We start from the raw sequence: 20,824 nt of genomic DNA, 5'->3' as shown, positions 1-20,824 counted from the left end.
TAGCTGTGGTTTTGGATCCGGCGAGCACTATATGGCGCGCATTGCAGTTAATCCGCAGTGTGCTTGCTCGCGCAAGCGCTGCGCACGAAGTTACCGAACCATTGAAAGCGGGTAAGGCCAGCGCAACCATCGAGCTCCCTATCATAATTATCTCGGTCAGGCTTCTCGATGCCGACGTCGGAGCACTCCAACTTGGGCACGATCTGCACGCATGCTACGTCAGAGCCGATTTCGCCGCTACACCACCAACGTATCAGCATTTCCTGGGGATTGGCGACACAACCCAGGTTGATTGCGTGCGTCGCTCTTGCTATTCACCGATTCCTCGTACGCTATTAGGTGCCTATGAAATCGGGTGGTGCCACCTAAGGTTGCCAAAGAATGTTAGACGGCAAGGATTCGACGCCTTCAACCATCAGCAAGAAAGATGGCGGCTTTTCTCTATCGGGGTCAACCGCGGCACGAAAAGATTGAGCGAGATAGCGGACCATAGGCATTCGAACTTCAAAGACTTGAGCGGTAGTGCCGCTCATGTATTCGTCTCTAACTAACTGCTTTTGTGGAACGCTCAAATCTCTATGAGGTACGAGCCTCAACTTGATTAAGGCTAACCAATCTTTGTCCTCCTCAATTCCAGGCAGCATTTCATCAGCTTCTGTCGATGTTGAAGAGATTCGGCCTAGATTAAACTCTCTAAATTCTTTTGCCTCCTTGCAGAAACCTCTTAGATGCCAACGCGGGCCTGCTTGAATAAAGCTGTGGGGCCTAATGACTCTTTCGTGTCTTTCAGGGTTTCGCATGGAGCGATATTCGATACGCACGCATGCCGATGTTCGTACCGCATTATGTAGGCGAGCGAAGTTTCTAAAGTCGATCTGAGTAGCGTCTAGGTGTGAAGACTCGATCGGTATCGGTCCGTTAGCTACGCCAAGCCCCGCCAGACCAATGAGCTGCTGGTATTCGGCAAAAGTACCCGCCGTCAGTGCGGGCTGCAGGAACGGGGTAGCTTCGTACGCCTTGCTGCTCAGGTCCGACGTGAGCGCTCGTGGAAACTGCTGCCGATAGGCCAGAAGGTCTCGACTAGCCATCGTTTCATGGACGGGGAAGAGGTCGAGTAGCCGGCCGCGGGTCACCCTCCCCTCCCATAGAAGCAGGGTCTCGATCGCCCTCAGGCGCTCTTCGGGGGCGGCGTTGCCTCGTGGCATGGGATCCGACGGGTCAGTTATGTGCATATAGCATAGCGCTATGGATAGCCCTATGCTACGGTCGGTTTCCGGCCAGCTTCGAGAGCACGATCCGCTTTGGACACCGCCGCAGCCTCCATCTTCGACCGCCTCACCCCGGAACTCTTCAGCCTTCTGGGGAGCCAGAACGCTCGCCATTACTGGGCTGTGCTGGTCCGTCTGATGGACGAGATGTGGAGTGACAGCGCCATGTCCCCCGGGGAGGAAGCCTCCAAGGCCGCAGTGGTGCGCGCCATCGAATCGTTCCTGTCGGCCGACGATCCGTGGGACGTGGAACAGGACACCCCCGTGTCGGTCCGTGCCCACAACATCCTCAATCGCCTCCTTGCTACGGGCTGGCTGACCGCCACCCGCTCCGGTGCGGTCGACAAGATTACCGTCCGCCCGTTGATCGCGCAGTTCTATACGGTGTTGTGTGACTTCGCGGTCCAGGAGCCGGAGTTCCTGGGCAGCAAGGTCCGGTCGATCTTCCTGAACCTGCGGGCCGTCGAGGCGGGCGACTACGACCAGTACGCCGAGGCCGCCAAGCAGGCGAAGCACTGCATGGCGCACATCGTGAATACCGGCGTCCGCGTGCAGGAGCTGATGGCAGCACTGGTCAAGCACACCTCCGCGAGAGAGTTCGTCCGCGGCTTCTTTGTAGACTACGTCGAGAAGGTCTTTATCGCGGACTACAGCGAGCTTCGCACCAAGGACCACCCGCTGCAGCACCGCACCGCGATCGTCACCCTCACCATGCAGCTCCACCACAATGAGGCCGCCCGCGAGGCGATCGTCGCGTGGTACCAGGCCAAGGTGACCAGCGGTAGCCGCGAGAACGCTGAGCTGCGCTACGAGCGCGATACTCAGCTGCTCCTGCGCCTGCGCGACGTTGATCAGCAGCTCCAGCGCGTGGACGAGGTGATCCGCGACGCAAACCACCGCGCCATGGTGTTCTTCGACTACCAGTTGCGTGCACCAAAGCAGCTGGACCGCCTGATCGAGAAGGCTCTTCGGGCTTCGGAGCACCTCACCCCAGACCACATTGCCCTGCCGGCCGTCCCCATGGGGCGCCTCGCATCGGAGTGGGGCTTGGCTAAGCCCAGGCAGAAGCCACGCCCCGCTATGGAAACGGCCGTGGACGTCCGCAAGGCGACGCCGAGGGAAATGGCCATGGAAGCGCTACGGCGCCGCATGGCCGAGAACCGAATGGTTCGCCCGATCCAGCTTGCTAGGTACGTCGGCCGTCACCTGGTCCAGACGTACGTGGTGACGTCGGACGACCTGACCATAAGTTCGATTAACGACCTGTGCTGCTACCAGCGCCTACTGCTGATCGCGTCGAGGTCCGAGTGTCCGCCGTCGAAGCGCGCCTCCGATCCCCAGCTGTTGATGCTGCCGAGACTGCGCGTCGAATTCGAGCCGGAGGCGCTGACCCGGAACGCGTACATGGAACACCGCCGCTTCGTCATTACTCGGGAGGGTCGCTGATGGCCAACTGGGAGCGCCTGGCCGAACAGAGCCAGCTTTACACCGCAAGCGACTTCGAGGGCGCGGCATACCGTCTTCTACGGGAGCAGGTCCTTTACGCCACCGACCACGGCAGCCGTAAGCCATACGACCTCGTCGTGAAGTACCTCCCTCAATTCCGGGAGCTCCTCGGGCAGGTCGGGGTATCGGTAGTCCACAACTCGGCCCTGGCCTACGTCGTAGCGATTCCCAACCAGAACGTAGGGGACAAGATGCGGCTCTCAGAGACGCGCCTGGCCCTGATCCTGCGGCGGCTGTACGACGACAAGATGCATGCCACAGAGGTACTTGCGGGCGAGGCGTTCATCGACCTCATCGAGCTAGAGCGCGCGTACAAGGAGCTACTCGGGCGCGACCTCCCCGACACCACCGATCTACGCGAGCAAATGGATGCTCTCAAACGCTATGGCATCGCCCGCCGAGAAGACGTCGACGGCGAGCAGCCCTTCATGATCGTGATCCGCCCGGGCATCGTTGATGTCCTTGGGGAGACCGCGCTACTGCAACTCACCGCGTACGCCGACGCCGCCGCTGAGGAGGACCGCGATGAAGCACCTTGAAGCAATCGGCATGGTCCAGTACTTCCTGTATGAGCGAAAGGACCTGCAGATCGGCCGCAATACGGCCTTCCTCGGGCCAAACGGCACCGGCAAGACCGCCCTTCTCGACGCAATCCAGATCGTGCTGCTCGCGGCGGACGAAAACCTGATGAACTTCAACGCGGCCGGCGAGGGAAAGAAGCGCGCTCGCCGGCTGCGCGACTACTGCCTTGGTGTGTACGGACAGACCGAGTCGGAGCACAAGCGAACCGTCGCGAACACGTACATCAACTTGGTCTTCAGGGACCCGTTCACCGGCGCTGTCGTTACCGCGGGCGCTTCTATCAGTGCCTCCGCGGATTCCACCGAGGTCGTGCGCAACCTGTACATCCTGCCCGGCGTCGCCCTGACGACGGCGGCGCACGTCGAGCAGGGACCAAACGGCGAACAGACGCTTCAGTGGCGACGGTTCCACGTGCAGGCCTCGGATCTTTGCCGTCAGGCCGGCACCGTCCCCTTCTACACCACCAATGGCAGCGAGTTTGCCCGCCGCCTGTACATCGGCGAGCTGCCATCCCCTGGCGAAAAGCCGAACGTCCGGTCCATTCGTGCTGCCTTTGCGCGCTCGCTGAAACTCAACAAGGACGTGGACGACCTCGACGAGACCCTGCGTCACCATCTGATCGAGTCCCGGCCCACCAACGTCAAACAGTTCCGCGCGCGCCTGGATCAGTTTCGCGCGGTGCGGGAGATGATTCGCCGCGTCACCGCGCGCATCGAGCAGGCCAAGGGCGTCGAGGAGCGCTACGCGGTGGTGCAGCGGGAGCGAGCCGTGCAGACCAACCTCAATGCCCTGCGGGCCGTCTACGATTCCGAGCGAGTTGCTGAAACCCTGGGCGAGGTCGAGGAGCAGCTCGAAAAATACCGTGCAGAGCTGGAAGCCGCTGACCTGGCCTACCAACGGTCCAGCGAGGACCATCGCATTGCACGTGATGCCCACACGCGTGCCGTCGAGGCTCGTAGCCGCGACCCGGACTACGCCAAGCAGGCGGGCGACGCCGGCAGACTGACCGACCAGCAGACACGCCTTACCGCAACCGAGCGGACCCTGAGCAGCATGCTGGACGGCCTGCTCACGACGGTGGCGCAGGCAGGCCTCATCCCGGCATTGGCCGACGCCCAGGGCGACTTTGAAGACGCCATTGCCCAACTCGACGACCTCAAGCGTGGAATGCAGTCGGTAGAGCGCCCGGACCCCGTGACGATCCAGGCAACGGCAAAGGCCGTGGGGCGCATTCATGATGTCGTCCGAAAGGCCCTCTTTGCGGCGGAAGCTGACGCGCGCGCGGCCACGGACCGCAAGCGTGACGCCCGGACGGCTCTCGATCGCGCCCAGCGAAATCAGGCTGACCTCAGTCCGAACGTCTTGGCGCTGCAGCGGTTCCTCAGCGACGCCGGCATCGAGACAACGCCGGTGTGCGACCTTGTCTCGCTGAAGGACGCGGCCTGGCAGCCGGCGATTGAGGCCTACCTGGCGTTAAATGTGGAAGCGCTCCTGGTGCCGGCGGACAAGGAGCTGGAAGCCATCGACGTGTACAGGGGCCTGCGGGGTGCTAACTCCATCTACGGTGTGAAGCTCGCCCTGCCGTCGCGTGGCCGCGATTGGAGGGCGCCCGATGGCGAGCGATATGCGGCACAGATGATCACCGGCGAGAGCAAGGCGGCCGTCCGGTACCTGCAGGGGGAACTGGGCAGGCTTGCGCTAGCGGAGAGCAGCCGCGAGCTGCAAGTCGGCGTGCGGGCTCTGTCTGCGGAAGGCATGCTGAGCACGGGTGGCGGCATCGAGCGGCTGCGGTCGCGCGCGCCTAGTGAGTTGAAGATCGGCCGATCGAAAGATGAGGCCCGGCGAGCGGTGGCGGAACGGGCTCTGCGCGAAGCGGAAGACGCCGCGCGCATGGCTGAGCAGGCCGCCGCTGCTCTGAAGGCCTCCTACGACCGGCTGGCCCAGTATGGCGACACCGAAGACACGAGGACCTTCATCGAGGGGGCGTTCGGGACGATCGTTGGAACTCGCCAGCTGGTCCAGGATCTGGAAAACGGGTTGGCGGCCAGCCAGACGGACCGGCTGGCCGGTTTGAACGACGCCATGATCGCAGCCGGCAAGCGGCTCGATGCGGCGCTGGCCGCCATGCAGCAGCACGGTGAAGCCAAGACTCGATGCGGAACTCTCATCGAGACGACGGAAAAAGACCGTAGCCGGCTTGCAACCGAGCTGTCGCTGGCGAGCCAGACTGAGGCGGAGTTTCGTCAGCACCCCCTGTATGACGCTAAGGCTGTCAACGATTACCGGGAACGGTACGACGAGCGTCACGGCGATGACTGGAAAGCCAGGATCGACGCCTGCACCGCTGCCGCGGGGCGTGCCGGCTCGGCAGCACAGGCCGCCCAGATGGAGGGCTGGCACCGCTTCTGCGAGTACGCCGTGACAAACGACATCCGAAACCACGACATCGGCAGTAGCGAATGGCAACGGGCCTACGCGTACATCTCTGAAGACCGCCAGCGACTCGAGGAGCTGGAGCTTGCGCAGCAAATGGCCAAGGCCGAGGAGGCCTACGAGGCAGCGGTGAAGGTCTTCCGGACGGACGTCGCACAAGCCTTGCTCGAAGGCTTCGAGGCTGTCGATGAACAAATCGCCAGCCTCAATCAGGTCCTGAAACACGCGCCAGAGTTTTCCAATGGTGAGCGATACCAGTTCCGGTACCGCCCGGTGCCGCAGCACGAGCCGCTCTACGCCTTCCTCCGGCGGGTGCGCGACGCGGGCGACGCCGAGGGAGACCTGTTCGGCGGCGCCGGCAAGGTGCCCGAGGAATTCCGCACGCTTGTCGACGGCTCGGCGGACTCCGAGCTGCTCAACGACACCAGTCCCCTCAACGACCATCGCCGGTTCTTTGCCTACGACGTCGAGATCTACCGCGACGACAAATCGATGGGTTGGTTGAGCAAGCGTCTCGGCCCGGGCTCGGGCGGCGAGCACCGCACGCCGCTCTACGTGATCTTCGGCGCGGCCCTGGCTGCCGCCTATGGCAAGGCCCGCGGAACCGAGGGCAGCGGTGGCGTGATGCTGCTCGATGAAGCCTTCGAAAAAATGGACCCGCAGAACGTACGCGCCACCGCGGACTATCTTAACTCGCTCGGGCTCCAGCTCATCATGGCCGGCCCGGAAGCCGACCAGGCGAAGATGTCGTCCTTCTTGGACATCTACTACGACATGGCACGCTTCGGATCCAACGTCGTCCAAATGACCAAGAACATCGTGGAGGCCGAAGCTAGGGAGCTGCTCCAGAGCGACAACTTCCTCCTGCACCCAGAGCTGCTCGACCAGGAGGAGCGCAACTTTGAGGAGGATCCGCGTGTTCCTGGCTGACGATGTACTGCGAGCCCTCCTCGGCCGCGCCGAAGGCGCAGCCGTCCGGCAGTCCGCCAGGGCGGTGCAGGAGTCCTTCACCGATCGGCACCATGAGTACTGGTCCAATACGCTGGATCAGCGCGACGTTTTCCACGAGCGAATGCGGGCCGCCGCCGCTCGCGGCGCTGTGGAACTCACCTGGGCCAAGCAGGGAGGTGAGGACCGCCCACTCGAGCGCGTACGCGTTGCTGACAGGTTGGCGCTCGCTGGCTTCCTGGGGCTTGATAGCCTGGAACGTAAAGTAGCGGATGCCCGTGCCGTGCTGGCCGCCTGGGCGAGCCAGCGGCGGGTGGAAGAAATCCTACAAGCCTGGGCGAGCCGCAAGCTGACGCGAGGGTTTGGCCCAGAGGCGGCGCCAGACCTGGCTGACGCGCTTCGCGTGATTGATGCCACCGCCGGTGACCCCGGCGCCGACCACGTCGCGCGCAAACTCAGCGTGCGGTTGTTCGGCGACTCGAAGCGACTGGAGTCACTCGTTACCGCGCTAGACCTGCTGACCGTAGAGAGCGTCTCGATGCTGGCCAGGCACCGAGAGGAAGTCTTCAGGCTGCTCGGTATCGTCAAGGAGCCACAGCCTTTCCTCATATCCGGTGCCGGACATCTCCGGCTGGAGCGCGGCCAACTTTGCCCCGTCGTCCAACCCTTCGTTGGCGTGGCAAACCAGGCCGTGACGGGTTATGCGGGGTCACCAGCGTGGATCCTCACTATCGAAAATCTCGCGACGTTCCACCTAGCGAGCCGCGAGCTGGCAGGCAGGGCTGCCCTGATCATCTTCACTGGCGGCATGCCCGCGCCGAGCTGGGTGGCGGCCTACAGGAGGATTCTGGCGGAGGTGCCGGGCGATGTCCCTCTCTACCACTGGGGCGATATAGATCAGGGCGGATTCCGAATTGCGGCGCGCATTCGCGCCACCTGCGCGGGTGATCGAGCCTTTGAGCCGTGGCTCATGGATGCCCGGGTCGTCGAGGCCGACTCCCGTCACGTGGTGAACGTGGCCACCCGAAACGCGATGGCGCGTGCAGCGGCGGCGGCGGGTTGGACTGACATCGCCGAGGATCTGGCGCCGGAGACAATCGAGCAGGAAGGGATCGAGGTGACGTTGCCACCGATTTAGGAGGGGCGCCGGTCATTTCGGGCGGCCGGCGACCGTGCCAACTGATTCTATGGCTGCCGAAACAACTGAGAGATTTGAACCAATGAAGGCACAGCCGAGGAGATTGGCTCCCTCTGTGTGTCGACCTACTCAGATTCATGGGCTGCGCTCAAGGCTAAGACTGGGCTTGGCGTGTCTGCCGCAATGCGAACATGTGCTGGCCCAGGCTCTTGCTGAGAGTTAAGGGTGGCCGGTCGCCCTACCCTCGATAACATTCCGAAATCGGCATGGATTGCTTAGGTTGCCGATGGTGACGTCTCTCCCAAACCAACTCGCATCGATTCGCTCGATCTGCCTGCCAACACGCGAGTTTTCGCTGATTGACTTCGCTCTAAAACTGCTCTAGGGTACTCCCGCCGACCCATCTGTCGGTACTTGGGAAAAGTAGGTGCCTTGCCCGTAACACTCATTTCGTGACTCCCAGCAAATGGGCATCTCGAATAAAGCACCGCAGCGAGACGCCCGTGGAGCACGACATGAACTTAGGTTCGATCGACCGCGCAGCATATCTGCGTCTGGCTAACGCCACTAACGCCGCAGCAAGCGGCATCCTCAACATCCACATCGACAACATCCTTGAAGCGCTCGCAAGCGCCTTGGGGTATAGGACGTGGGCCTCGCTCAACTCGAAATTTCAGAGCGACCCCGATTGGCGCCCTGAGGCCTATGACCACTTCGGCTTTATCCAGCGTCTGTACGAGCTGATGTATGCCAAGCTCGCTTCCCGTATTGAGGAGCGTGACCTACCTGACGAGCAAAAGCGCGCCATGCTGGTCAATGCCGCGGCCAATGCATTGGCAACGACTGAAGCGACCGCTGTTCTTGTGGAGGGCGCCCGCTTAGATGTAAGCGTCATCCGGCGCCCGCCTGAGCAGCAACGCGCCGACAAGTACTTAGACGTCGCTTACGACGTCGAAGCGACGGTCCGCGGAATTCCGTCCGATGCCCTTGCAGGCGAACGCTGGTTCCTACTCCCCGAATTCTCAGGCCAGCGCGCGAACGACGTCATCATCGACTCAAATTTTGATTTTCGAGTCGAGTTGGCACACGACCTGACCGTGACGCGCGATCGAGCGGGGAAAAAGCTCCGCACCGCGGCGTTGGAGGGTGGCGTCTGGCGCGGGGGCCTTTTTGTTGTCGCTGCCGACCAGGCCGAGGAAGATTCTCGCGTCATCAAGAACGTCAAGGTCGCACTGGCGCGTGCCATCCTCCCGCCCCTTACTCGCCAAGTGCATTTGCGAGTGTTCCAGCCTGACAGCTATATGGCCGAGGCCTATCGTGCGGAACTGACTTACGGACCTGCCGCGCTCGGAACGTTGGGGGGCAAACCGTTTACCTTCGACATCGATCTTGGCGGTAGTCGCTGGATCCACGCTCCAAAGGATGGCCTTACCTTCGGCCGCGATGGCAATCCGCGTGGTCTGGTACGCAATGGCACCTGGGCCGGTGAAATCTATCCGCGCTCCGGCCCTCAGACACCGGGATTGATTTCGATCACGGCTGCGCGCTTGAAAATTCTGGAAGCCGCGTATCGTGCTCTGCAGGTCAAGCCGCAGGCAACGGCTGCCTAGTTCCTACCTAGCAAAGACGCCTTGCCGAATGGCAGGACGTCTTTACCTATCTATTATTTATGAGGTGCTAGCCAAGACCTCTTCTCTACCATTGATAACCAGGCCTTATCACGACGAAGTCCAGCTCATCGCTGGCCGTCAACGGTAAAGTACTCGCTATGGGCATCCAGTCGTTCAATACAGCCTTCCTCGACGGGACGAGACGGACACTTCTCACCATGCCCTGCTGTCGTCCGGCACACTGGCGTCGCAAGCCCGCCGACTGCACTGAGGTGATGTGGAGGGCACTCCAGAATGCGGGAACAGCCGGCGCCAACCTAAGCTGTTCCATGCAGGGCCCCGTATTGATCTACAGGGCCTTGTGCGTTTTGGACGCTCTAAAGACGAACAACTTGGCGACGTTTAGGCGCTAGGCGGTCCCTTTTGTAAGTGAGGTGTCGGCATCCCCTTCCCCACCCCCTGCGGCGTCATGCCCTTGAACAGCCGCAACGCCTGCCGGATCGCCGCATCGTGCGCCGCCGCCTGGTGGTTGGCCTGCGCGCACTGGGGCACCACCTCTCGCGCTGGGGGTTGGCACGTGGCCAGGAAGTCGTAATGCGTCACGAGGGGCAGCACCTCTTCGCGGGCGCCCGGAATGGCCCGGGCGGCGACACTGGCATTGGTCGCGGCGGGGGCGACCGTGTCCGCGTCGCCCACCACGATAGACACGGGCACTTTCATACGCGGCAGTGACGCGGGATCCATCGCCTGGACCAGCGCCGGTGCCATGGCAAAGGCGGCGCGCACACCGGGGATGGCATGGTCCGCGGATGCGTCGGCAAGGCGGGCTCGAACCTTCGGATCGGCCATGGCCGTGTCGGCATCGCGGGCCGACAGTGCCGGCGCTTCGAGCTGTGGCGCACACACCCCATCGTCGGGATGCGCCTTGCAGAACGCCAGGAAGTGGTCGACGTCGACGCGTGCGCCCGCCGCGACGAGCGCGGCGAAACCTCCGGCGGAGAAGCCGGCGACCCCCAGGCGCGAGGCATCCAGATGCGGCCCGATGACGCTGTCCTGACGTATAGCCGTCCACGCAGCCTTCAGGTCTTCCGCGCGCTCCCACCACCATGCCGCGCCGGTACGGGTGATTGGTGTCAGGCCATTGCTGCCGGGGTGATCCACGGCGATGACGATGAACCCGGCATCGGCCAACCGCGTGCCGAACCAGGCCATGACTCTCGCGGTGCCACCAAAGCCGTGCGAGAGGAGCACCACCGGGTGGCGACCGTTCGCGACGGGCGCGTCCGGCGCTGCCCGACCGCTATCGAAAAGAGGCCGGTCCGGTGGACCGATCAGCAACGGCTTTTCGATGGCGCCGTCGGTGGCGGGGTACCAGACGGTGATGGCGACACGGGGCGAACCCGACGCGTCACGAAGCGCGGCGGTCGGCGTGGTCGTAGACCGGTGCATCTCGCCAACGGCGGCGGTAGCCACACCCGTGACCAAGCAGGCGGCAGCGAGGACGAAAACGCGGGTGAGTCGATTCATCGGGGGTCCTTGGGCACGTCATTCAATGGGTACGCAGATATCCACGCCACCTTCGCCGGTCGCGGTGTCGAACGATGCGTCGTAACGCTCGAAATCGGGGGCATCGACGGCGCGCAGGCCCGACGCGGGCAGCCAGTCGTCCATCATGGCTCGCCACGTCAGCGGAATGGATCCGATATGCGCGTTGTGCCTCACGACCGCATAGCGTCGCTGCGCCAGTCGTAGCGTTTGGTGGCCAGGCAGCGCCTCCGCGAGGCGCGATAGGGCGTGGCCGGCGAGGTACTCCACGCAGCCGTCGTCGTCGCCAGCCACAAACACGCCGTACGCCGGCGCGGCCGGAACGCGATCGGCGTACTGATCGAACAGACGTTGCCATTGCGCGGGAATGCCTGCCGTGTCGCTTGCCCGATACGCATGAGTGATACCCGATAGCAACAGCGGGCCCATGGTCTCGACACGCAGCGCCGTCAGCGCGGGCGCGGGTTCCTCGATCACGCGAAGGGGCGAAACCGTGTCCACGCCATCGAGCGACGCCTGTTTCCGGACCTCTTCCGGCGTTTTTCCGAAGGCGTCACCGAACGCACGCGTGAATGCCTCGTGCGATCCGTAACCCGCCGACAAGGCCACATCGAGGATGTCCGTCGCGCCGGCCGCCAGGGTGGCCGCGGCCTGGCTGAGCCGACGCATGCGCAGGTACCTGACCACCGACCACCCCGTGGCTGCCTGAAACAGGCGTGATAGGTGGAATGTGGACACGCCCGCGGCACGCGCCACGTCCGTCAGCGCAAGCGCCTGTCCCGAATGACTTTCGATGTACCAGAGTGCGCGCTGCACCGCCGCCATACCTGATCCCCCGAGCGAAGCGCCATGCTAGCCCACCCGCGGTTGCGTCATTTGATCGCGCTTGCTGTCCCCTGCGACGTCTACCCTACCCCTGATCTCCCTTCCTGGTCACAACCGCGGCTACGGGGCACCGGCATGGCGGGCCTACGCTGCAGGGGGTTACCCGTCGACGCAGTAGGTTGCAACCTTTTTCCGCCGTCGTGCATCCCTCCTACCGACGAGCCCGCACTCGGCCATCCGGCCGCGGGCGGCGTTGCGCGCCCCATTGCCCACAGGAAAGACACGATGCCGTTTCGCAAGCTCTTCCTCTTGCTGATTTGCTTCGCCCCGATAACTGTCTCCGTCGCCGTGGCGCAAGATGCCCCCGAGTCCGAGCAAGCGCGGATGGACCGCGTCTTCCAACGGCTGGGAACCCAATTCGTTGCGGACGGCCGCGCCGACGGCATGTCGATCGCGGTGGTCAGGAATGGCCAGCCGCATTTTTACGACTTCGGTACGACCACGCGCGGCAAGAACAAGCCGCCCACCGCAGACTCGGTCTACGAGATCGGCTCGGTCAGCAAGGTGTTCAATGCGTTGATCCTTGCGCACGCCGTGCTGGAGGGGAAGATCAACCTCCAGGACGACATCCGCCGCTACCTGCCCGGCGACTACCCGAACCTGGCATGGGAAGGCACGCCGGTGCGCATCGTCGACCTCGTCACGACCACCTCGGCGCTGCCCGACAACCTGCCCAATCCGTTTCCCGTCGGCGTCGATCCGGACAAGGCGCCCTTCATCGCGACAGACGCGATGAAACGCATCACACCGAACCAGGTCTACGACGAACTCAAGCAAGCCAAGCTCAGCCGCAAGCCCGGCACCCAGACGCAGCACTCCAACCTCGCGCCGGTGCTCATGGGCCGTATTCTCGAGAAGGTCTACGGCGAACCGTACCAAAGCCTGGTGGCGCGCTATATCGAGAAACCGATGGGCATGCAGACGGGGTTCGGAAAAAGCAGGGAATCCCTGGAGGTCGACGGTTACAACAAGCGCCACGTCGCCATGCCGCGCATGTACGAAGACGCGTTCCTGATGGCGGGCGGCCTGCGATACAGCACGCGCGACATGGCGAAGTTCCTGACCGCCGAATTGGCGGCCACCGACCCGGCCATTCGCTTGACCCAGAAGCCGGCCTGGGGCGATCCGGGCAATGCCGCGATGGGCCTCAATTGGGTTCTCAGCAGAACGGTCGAGAACAAGCCGCGTCTGCGCATGTCGGGCAGCACCTTCGGCTGTGCCAGTTACATCGAGATGTATCCGGCGCTCGGTTACGGAATCATCCTCCTGGCCAATCGGCCGGGGGAAGCGCAGAACGAGCTCCAGGACCTGGCCAACCAGGCACTGGAAGAGATCTGGGGACGGCCGCCGGCGCTGGTGGCGCTCGAACGCGCGCTGCAGGAGGACCGATTCGCCAATGCATCACGTGTGATTGCCGACGTAAAGCGCAAGCATCCGGAACTGCATCTCTCGGAGGATTTCGTCAACACCTGGGCCTACGGCCTGTTGCGCGAAGGCAAGGGGGCCCAGGCGATCGGACTGTTCCGCTACAACACGGAGCAGTGGCCGACCAGCTGGAACGCCTTCGACAGCCTGGCCGAAGGCTATGAGACGCTGGGCGATAAACCGAACGCCGTCGCGAACTACCGCAAGTCGCTGGCACTCAATCCGTCCAATATCCACGGCGCCGAGCACCTGAAGAAGCTTCAAGACGGCCAATAGCCCCGAACATCCGTGGCGTTCCGCGGAGGCGATTCCGTTTATCGGTGCGCCGCGCTGGCCCTGCCCCGGCTACTTGCTGCGTATTCGCTACACAGCTGCTCGACGAGCATCCGATGATCCGGCAGATCTCCCAGCGCCCTGCCCGCCGCCCGCTGGATCATCGCGAACTCGTCCCGCGCCGCATCCATATGCGGGTACGCACTGCGCATCGGTGCGAGATCGGTTCGGAACTCCATCCCGTACAGGATGTACTGCCAGCTGCAGGGCATGAACATCTCCAGGTCGGTAATGAAGTCCAGCCGGTGCGGTGGGCGGTGCTTCCACTTTGCCAGCTTGTCCTGAAGGGTTTGCGGAATGCCGGCGATGTCGACGTTGTCGACCCAGAACGTGGCGTCGCGCCGCTGGCTCAGGCAGTAATGCATCTTGATGAAGTCGATGATGCGGTCATAACGTGCCGCCATCATCTCGTTGAAGTGGCGCGCGGCGCCTGCCATGTCGTCGGTGTCGCCCGGCAGCAGGTGCGTCAGCAGGTAGCTCGCCAGTTCGATCAAGGCGATGCCGGTGGATTCCAGCGGTTCGACGAAGCCACCGGCCAGCCCGACCGCCACGCAGTTCTGGCGCCAGTGTTCCGGCCGGTAGCCCGTCTCGAACTGGATGTGCATGGCGTTGCCGCCCTCCCCGGCCTTGCCGAGGTACCGCCGGAAGACCGCTTCCGCCCTGTCGTCGGTGGTGTGCCGCGAAGAATAAACGTAGCCGACGCCACGCCGCCGCTGAAGGCCGATATCCCAGATCCAGCCCGCTTCCTGGGCGGTCGAGATCGTGTACGAGGGGATCGGCGCATCGGGCGTGTCGTAGGGTACCTGCATGGCGACCGCGCGATCGGCGAAGAGTACGTCCGCGCGGCTGCGGAAGGGTGACTGCATCACGTTGCCCAGCAGTAAACCGCGAAGCCCGGTGCAATCCACGTAGAGATCGGCGGTCAGCTCGCCCCCTTCCTTCGTCAGCACCCGTGCGATGCCGCCGCGCTCGTCCCGCTCCGCCCGCTCCACCGTCGCGACATGTCGCACCACCCCAAGCGCGTCCTGGCCGTGCTCGGCCAGGACGCGGGCGAAGCAGGCGGCATCGAAGTGGAAGGCGTGGTTCATCGGTCCCTGGTAGTCCCCATCCTTCAGGCGCTTCGGTCCACGAAAGTGATCGACCACCGTGCCCTGCATCGATACGGCATGGGCGAACGGCATGCCGGGCGGCGCGGCGCCGAGCAGCCAATAGGGAAGCAGCTCGGGTCCGCCCGGCCGCTGGCTGGGGGCGTTGAAGGGGTGGAAGAAGTGATCGGCCCCCGGCGTGCCCGGTGGCCGTACCCAGTGGCGGTAGAGAATTCCCTGCTTGTACGTCGCCGTGGCGCCGGCGAGGAAGCGGCGCTCGTCGAGTCCGATCGCCGCCAGCGTGCCGCGAATGGACGGAAACGTGGCCTCACCTACGCCGAGCAGGCCGATGTCCGGAGACTCCACCAGGTGCACCTGCACGCTGCGTGGATCGACCGCGTTGACGGCCTTGGCCAGATAGCACGCCACCAGCCAGCCCGCGGTGCCGCCGCCTACCACCAGTACCTTCTTCAGACGCGCCATGGTGTCGTTCCACTAAAAAGAAATGCCGGGCGACGCGATGCGCACCCGGCAAAAGTGCCGTTCACGGGGAGGGATGGTGGCGCCCGGAGGAGCGCCGCCGGCGGAACGGCAAACCTCGCGCGGCCGATACGCCATGAGGACCAGCCAGCGCTACTTCAGAGCCAGACGCCGAGCTGGATGCCGTAGGTGCGTGGCGCGAGGTACTGCGACACGTACTGCAGCGACCCGTCGGACATCAGGAAGCGCCCGGCACTGGTGCGGATCTTCCCGTTCGATACGTTCTGCACATAGGCATTGACCCACCATTTGTCGCCCGGCTCGCTATAACGCAACGCCACGTCGCCACGCGTGTAAGCCTTCTGCCGATCGCCCTCGCCCAGGTTGAAATAGCTTAGCCACTGCGCGCTCTGGTACTGCGCACTGAGCCGTGGCGTCAGGCGGCCGCCGTTGCCGAGCTGGAAATCGTGCTCGAAGATGGCCGTGAGCGAGAAGTTCGGCGCATGCGGCAGGTCATTGCCGGTGACGTTTGCGCAATTGGCGAGGTTGGATTCCGGCGGGCATGCCGGCAGGCCCTGGTAGTCGTTCGAACCGGCGTAGACCAGCTTGCCGAGTTCCTTCTTCGGAATGGCCGAGAAGATCAGGTTGAAACGATCGCCCTGCCGCTGATACGCCAGTTCCGATTCGATACCGAATACCTTGGTGCTGCCGCCCACGTTGGAGAAGCCCAGCCCATGGTTGCCATCGGGATAGACGATCGGCGCGGAAAGCTGGAAGTTCTTGAAGTTCTCGTAGTAGACGGCCGAGTTCCACGTCAGGTGGCCGTCGAGGAAGGCGAACTTGCTGCCGACTTCGTAGTTGGTCAACGTCTCGGGCTTGTACAGCGTGCCGGCGTCCTGCGTGCCGCCCGACTTGTAGCCGGTGGAGACGCTGGCATACACCAGGCCGTTCTCGCTGACGTCGGTATCCAGGCGGAGCAGCCAGGTGGGCTTGCCCTTGCTGTATTTGGCGGTGTTCCGCTGCGAGATGCTGAAGCCGTTCGACGGATCCGGGTACACGTCCGGGGAGATCGGCACCTGTGGCACGGTGGGGTCGTACGCCCAGCCCCAGTTGATGCCGCCCTTGTTTTCCTTGTCGTCGTGCGACCAGCGCGCGCCGCCGGTGAGTCGCCAATGGTCGCTGAGGTGCCAGGTGGCCTGGCCGAACAAGGCGTACGATTCCACGGTTTCCTTCGGCTGGATGAACGATCCCTGCCAGTTCACCGTGCCGTAGCGCGTACCGTTCATGATGGGGATGTCGAACCGGATGCTGTTGTCTTCGTAGCCGTAGTATGCGCCGAGGATCCAGTCCACGGTCTGCGGCCCGGTGGACTTCAGGTTGATCTCCTGGCTCCAGTTTGTGTACGTGGAGCTGTTGGTACGGTCGTCCTGGTATACGCCGTTGGTGGTGAAACTGGTCGGTACGCTGACACCCACGTCCTGGTCGAAGTCGCTCTGGCCGGAATAATGGTTGTAGCCGGCGATATAGCTGAGCTGCACACCGTCGGTGATGTTCCAGTCCATCCGGCTGCGCACCGTGCTCGAGGTACGGTGCAGGTACGGCGCGGTGTCGATCAGCGCCGACCAGAACTTCTGTCCCTCGCGCGGCGTCTGCATGAGGCTCATGCTGGGCGTGCCGCGATCGATGAAATACTCGTACGACAGGTTCCATTTGAACGCGTCGCTGGGCTGCCACAGTGCGCTGACACGCGCGGCGGATTGATCCTGCGAGTTGTACTTGTCGCCGCCCTGCACGTACTGGCCCGGATCGATCGGCTTGAACCCGGCCAGCGTGCCACCCGACGCCGGTGAAGCGAGATAGGCCGCCTGCTGATCGGCGAGGCTGGGCAGTTGTCCCGACGGCTTCTGGTAGTCGACGTAGCCGTCGTGCTGCTCATGGACCACGGCGACACGCATGGCGAAGGTATCGCTGATGGGCAGGTTGAAGGCGGCGCGCGAGCCGAACTGATGGTAGTTGCCCGCCCCCACTTGCGCGTTGCCATAGAAGCCACCGCCAATCTCCGGCTTGGCGGTCTGGAAGCTGATCGCACCCGCCGTGGAATTGCGTCCCCAAAGCGTACCCTGCGGACCACGCAGCACTTCGACGCCGTCCATGTCGAGCAGCAGGCCCGATGCCGCCTCGGCACGGGGTGCGTAGATGCCGTCGACGAACGTGGCGACCTCGGGATCGGCGTATTCGGTCTTGGCGCTGTCGTTACCGATGCCGCGCAGCGTAAGCGTCACGACGCCGTGGTCACCCTGCGACGTGCCTTGCAGGCCCGGGACCAGTTTGGTCAGGTCCTGCACCGTCATGACCCGCTCCCGGTCGAGCGTATCGACGGCGATCGCCGTGACCGCCACCGGCGTCTTCTGCAGCGGCGTATCGCGCTTGGTGGCGGATACCGAGATGGCGTCCAGGTTCTGGACTTTCTTCTCCGACTTGTCGGCGGCGTCCTGACGGTCGGGTGACGGTTTGGGCACCGTCGTGTCCTGGTCCGCCGCGAGCAGCGTGCCGGGAGCGAAGGCGAGTGACATGGCGACGTACATCAACTTGTGACGCAGATTCATCTGGCTCTCCCTTGATGGCTTGGATCTGTGCGGTCCGTCGCGTGCGACGGCCATGACACCATTTCCCCATTCCCCAAGCGCCGCCCCCCAAGAATGACAGCGCTGTCATTGCTGAATCATAGAACGCTGCTATCGGGAAAGCTTGCCGCAGGGCAACAAGCCTTCCGCGCTTGCCAAACACGATAAAAGAAGCCTTAAGGCGCCTTCCGATCTCTTCCCGGCCTGGATAATGGTGCAAAAGCAAATGGACGTCCGAGTGCGCAGGCCATGGCGCGTGACCGCACGACCATGGCTCAGCGGAACGACGTTACGGCTTGCTCCCGTGAGCGGGACACGTCAACGTGCGATCCGTGACGGTACCCAGCGACACATCGGTGATCGCGATCTGTCCGGCGGAACGGCTCGACCATTCGAAAGGCTTCTCGACCTTGCTCATGCTCGCGCCGGCGTCGCGAAAGCACTTCAACGGGATACCCACACGCAACCATTCCCCGCGTGGCAAGGCGGCGAGCTGCCGCCCGACGGACACTTCTCCGCCACACCCGGGCCCGCAGCCGACGCCTATCGTCGACGTGTCATCCGGCGCCACGGCATCCACCTTCAACGTCGTGACCAGGAGCACGTCGCCGTTGGTCTCGCGATCCATGTCGAGCGGTGTGGGGGCCACCAGGGCAACGTTCGACGCGCCGCCCGCCTTGGCGGACCAGTGGAAACTGCGCGCGTCCTCCTGGGCTTTGTAGTCGAGCGCGCCGATGCGAAGGCTGCCATCTTCCGTGGCGGCAGGCGTGGCCGTTACATGTGTCGCTTTGCCATTGGCACCGGTCAGGTTCAGCACGAAATCGCGCGCCGGCTTGCCGCGGGTGAAGTAGACGCCGGCCTGCGCGGTACTCAGTTCGACACCGGGATCCTCGGGCAGCGGTCCCATCGGCTTGTTGTCGGCATAGGTCAGGCCGAAACCGAACGGAAACTGTGGACGATCGCCCTTCGCGATCGCGCCGGTGACCTGGAGCGCGTTACGTGGCCAGGTGTAGGCGAGCTTGCCGCGGAAGTCGTGGTCGACGCCGCCATCGCGGTTGCGCAGCAACACGTCCGCGACGCCCTCCCCTTCGCTGCCCGGAAGCCACGCCACGACGAATGCGTCGGCGGCATTGATCTCCCGATTCATCCACAGTGGCCGTCCGGTCAGGAACACTGCCACGACGGGCACGCCCTGCCCGCGCAGCTTGCGGAGCAGCGCCAGGTCGCGATCGTTGCCGGGGCGGTACGCGAGGTTCGGCAAGTCACCCTGGAACTCGGCATAGGGATCCTCGCCGAACACCACGATGGCGACATCGGGCTTCTGCGCGTAGACGCCATCCACGGAAAGCTCGGCACGGCCACCGGCGGCTTCGATCTGCGTCCGCAGCCCGGCCCAGATGGAGGTGGCACCGGGAAAATTGGCATTGGTCAGGCCCGTCCCCTGCCAGCCCAGCGTCCAGCCACCGTTCTGTTTGGAGATGTCGTCGGCGCCATCGCCAGTCACGAGGATGCGCTTGCGCGGGTCGATCGGGAGGACGCCGCCGTTGTTCTTCAACAACACCAGCGATTCACGCACGGCGCGACGGGCAACCGCGCGGTGCGCGGGACTGCCGACGATCTCCGCCGATGTCATCGCCAGGGGGTTGGACGACGGCAGCCCGGCGTCGAACAGGCCCAGGCGCAACTTGACGCGCAGGATACGCGTCACCGCATCGTCGATGCGGCTCATCGGGATCACGCCGGCCTTTGCCTGGGCCAGGGTGTTCGTGTACAGGCCCTTCCACGAATCCGGCGCCTCGAGCATGTCCAGCCCCGCGTTGTACGCCGGGGCGCAGCTCTCGTTGGTGCAGCCCGGGACCTGGCCATGCGCGTTCCAGTCGCCCAGCACGATGCCGTCAAAGCCCATGCGCTCCTTCAGCACGCCGGTGATCAACGACCGGTTGCCCGCCATCTTGACCCCGTTCCAGCTCGAGAACGACACCATGACGACCTGTACGCCCGCGCCGATCGCGGGCGGATAGCCTGCGCCGTGTACGTCGCGCAGTACCGCTTCGCTGATCTTCGCGTCACCCTGGTCCTTGCCATCGTGGGTGCCTCCGTCGCCGAGAAAGTGCTTGGCGGTCGCGATGACATGTCCGGCGTCGAGAAACCGCGGCGTCCCGGGCTGGCCTTCCAGGCCGCCAATCACCGCGGCGGCGTATTGCGCGACCAATGCCGGGTCTTGCGAATAGCCTTCGTAGGCGCGCCCCCAGCGCACGTCCTGCGGCACGGTGAGCGTAGGCGCGAACGTCCAGCCGATGCCGCTCGCACGCAGCTCCCGCGCGGTGACCTCGCCGATCTCATGGATCAACGCGGGATCGCGCGTGGCGCCAAGCGCGGAGTTCTGCGGAAACAGCGTGCTCCCGACGAGGTTGTTGTGGCCATGCACGGCGTCGATGCCGAACAGCACCGGAATGGCCACCCCACCGTGGGAGGTATCCATGGAGGCGCGGTAAAACGCATCCGACAGTGCCTTCCAGTCCGAGGCGTCCGGAAAAGGATGCCCGGGGGGCTTGGAGTTGCCGCCGGCCAGCACCGAGCCTAACCGGTACTGGCGCACGTCGTCGGGCGTCACGTCCTTGATGTCGGCCTGGATCATCTGCCCGACCTTGTCCTCGATGGACATCTTCGCCAGCACGTCCCGGATCCGCGATTCGATGGCGGGATCGCGCGGCAACGGTGATGCCGCTTTCGGCCAGGATTCCGGGTGTGCGGTGGCCATATCGTCTGCCGTGGCGGGAAGGGTCGTCAGCAAGGCACCGGCCATAGCCAGCGCCACGGGAATGCTTCGCGAGAACTGCGGCAATGGCACGGCGGGGCTCCATGCGCGCCTACCGAAGGCACGCTTTGCGGAGCGGATGATGGCAGGCATGACAGCGCTGTCAATTTGCTATGCAGCATGGCCGTCGCCGCGTCCCGGCCA

The 20,824-nt window shown here is 63.9% G+C and carries 12 protein-coding genes; 6 read left to right on the top strand and 6 right to left on the bottom strand.

Annotated features, from left to right (window positions below; all coding sequences use genetic code 11):
* Positions 1-365: 365 nt before the first annotated feature.
* Positions 366-1,205: a WYL domain-containing transcriptional regulator gene (locus L2Y94_RS11015; RefSeq protein ID WP_247366480.1), complete on the bottom strand. Its 840-nt coding sequence runs from the start codon at positions 1,203-1,205 to the stop codon at positions 366-368.
* A gap of 96 nt (positions 1,206-1,301) precedes the next feature.
* Between L2Y94_RS11015 and L2Y94_RS11010 the strand changes: the two genes are divergently transcribed.
* From L2Y94_RS11010 to L2Y94_RS10990, 5 genes are all read left to right on the top strand, one after another.
* Positions 1,302-2,714, top strand: coding sequence for a Wadjet anti-phage system protein JetA family protein (locus tag L2Y94_RS11010; RefSeq protein ID WP_247366479.1), 1,413 nt, complete (start codon positions 1,302-1,304; stop codon positions 2,712-2,714).
* Entirely contained in the window at positions 2,714-3,313 is a 600-nt protein-coding gene (locus L2Y94_RS11005; protein ID WP_247366478.1) for a DUF4194 domain-containing protein, read from the top strand. The genes L2Y94_RS11010 and L2Y94_RS11005 overlap by 1 nt, the downstream gene beginning before the upstream one ends.
* Complete coding sequence (locus L2Y94_RS11000) at positions 3,300-6,719, top strand: SbcC/MukB-like Walker B domain-containing protein (protein ID WP_247366477.1); 3,420 nt, start codon at positions 3,300-3,302, stop codon at positions 6,717-6,719. Before L2Y94_RS11005 ends, L2Y94_RS11000 begins: the two co-directional genes overlap by 14 nt.
* Positions 6,706-7,875: a Wadjet anti-phage system protein JetD domain-containing protein gene (locus L2Y94_RS10995; protein WP_247366476.1), complete on the top strand. Its 1,170-nt coding sequence runs from the start codon at positions 6,706-6,708 to the stop codon at positions 7,873-7,875. The genes L2Y94_RS11000 and L2Y94_RS10995 overlap by 14 nt, the downstream gene beginning before the upstream one ends.
* Positions 7,876-8,390: 515 nt before the next feature.
* Positions 8,391-9,485 (top strand): hypothetical protein, encoded by a 1,095-nt coding sequence (locus L2Y94_RS10990; protein ID WP_247366475.1) that lies wholly within the window; start codon positions 8,391-8,393, stop codon positions 9,483-9,485.
* A 402-nt stretch (positions 9,486-9,887) separates the two neighbouring features.
* Here the strand turns inward: L2Y94_RS10990 and L2Y94_RS10985 are convergent, their stop codons facing one another.
* Both L2Y94_RS10985 and L2Y94_RS10980 read right to left on the bottom strand, forming a co-directional pair.
* Positions 9,888-11,012, bottom strand: coding sequence for an alpha/beta hydrolase family protein (locus L2Y94_RS10985; RefSeq protein WP_247366474.1), 1,125 nt, complete (start codon positions 11,010-11,012; stop codon positions 9,888-9,890).
* Between the two features lie 18 nt (positions 11,013-11,030).
* Entirely contained in the window at positions 11,031-11,855 is an 825-nt protein-coding gene (locus L2Y94_RS10980) for an AraC family transcriptional regulator (RefSeq protein ID WP_247366473.1), read from the bottom strand.
* Between the two features lie 285 nt (positions 11,856-12,140).
* Here L2Y94_RS10980 and L2Y94_RS10975 point away from each other — a divergent pair, with 285 nt between their 5' ends.
* The gene (locus L2Y94_RS10975; protein ID WP_247366472.1) at positions 12,141-13,616 is read left to right on the top strand and encodes a serine hydrolase domain-containing protein; all 1,476 of its coding nucleotides are present in this window, start codon (positions 12,141-12,143) and stop codon (positions 13,614-13,616) included.
* A 38-nt stretch (positions 13,617-13,654) separates the two neighbouring features.
* On the opposite strand, the gene L2Y94_RS10970 is transcribed toward L2Y94_RS10975, so the two are convergent.
* The 3 genes from L2Y94_RS10970 to L2Y94_RS10960 form a co-directional block, all read right to left on the bottom strand.
* Complete coding sequence (locus L2Y94_RS10970; RefSeq protein ID WP_247366471.1) at positions 13,655-15,241, bottom strand: tryptophan halogenase family protein; 1,587 nt, start codon at positions 15,239-15,241, stop codon at positions 13,655-13,657.
* Between the two features lie 155 nt (positions 15,242-15,396).
* Positions 15,397-17,844, bottom strand: a complete 2,448-nt coding sequence (locus tag L2Y94_RS10965; RefSeq protein ID WP_247366470.1) for a TonB-dependent receptor — start codon at positions 17,842-17,844, stop codon at positions 15,397-15,399.
* 307 nt (positions 17,845-18,151) lie between these two features.
* Positions 18,152-20,773 (bottom strand): glycoside hydrolase family 3 protein, encoded by a 2,622-nt coding sequence (locus tag L2Y94_RS10960; RefSeq protein WP_425602396.1) that lies wholly within the window; start codon positions 20,771-20,773, stop codon positions 18,152-18,154.
* Between the last annotated feature and the right edge of the window lie 51 nt (positions 20,774-20,824).

The organism is Luteibacter aegosomatis, assembly GCF_023078455.1.
Classification (GTDB): Bacteria; Pseudomonadota; Gammaproteobacteria; order Xanthomonadales; family Rhodanobacteraceae; genus Luteibacter; species Luteibacter aegosomatis.
This window is presented reverse-complemented; position numbering and strand designations above follow the sequence as displayed.

Coding starts and splice junctions, on each gene's coding strand:
- L2Y94_RS11015 (WP_247366480.1), bottom strand. CDS start 1,205: ATGCCACGAGGCAACGCCGCCCCCGAAGAGCGCCTGAGGGCGATCGAG.
- L2Y94_RS11005 (WP_247366478.1), top strand. CDS start 2,714: ATGGCCAACTGGGAGCGCCTGGCCGAACAGAGCCAGCTTTACACCGCA.
- L2Y94_RS11000 (WP_247366477.1), top strand. CDS start 3,300: ATGAAGCACCTTGAAGCAATCGGCATGGTCCAGTACTTCCTGTATGAG.
- L2Y94_RS10990 (WP_247366475.1), top strand. CDS start 8,391: ATGAACTTAGGTTCGATCGACCGCGCAGCATATCTGCGTCTGGCTAAC.
- L2Y94_RS10985 (WP_247366474.1), bottom strand. CDS start 11,012: ATGAATCGACTCACCCGCGTTTTCGTCCTCGCTGCCGCCTGCTTGGTC.
- L2Y94_RS10980 (WP_247366473.1), bottom strand. CDS start 11,855: ATGGCGGCGGTGCAGCGCGCACTCTGGTACATCGAAAGTCATTCGGGA.
- L2Y94_RS10975 (WP_247366472.1), top strand. CDS start 12,141: ATGCCGTTTCGCAAGCTCTTCCTCTTGCTGATTTGCTTCGCCCCGATA.
- L2Y94_RS10970 (WP_247366471.1), bottom strand. CDS start 15,241: ATGGCGCGTCTGAAGAAGGTACTGGTGGTAGGCGGCGGCACCGCGGGC.
- L2Y94_RS10965 (WP_247366470.1), bottom strand. CDS start 17,844: ATGAATCTGCGTCACAAGTTGATGTACGTCGCCATGTCACTCGCCTTC.
- L2Y94_RS10960 (WP_425602396.1), bottom strand. CDS start 20,773: ATGCCTGCCATCATCCGCTCCGCAAAGCGTGCCTTCGGTAGGCGCGCA.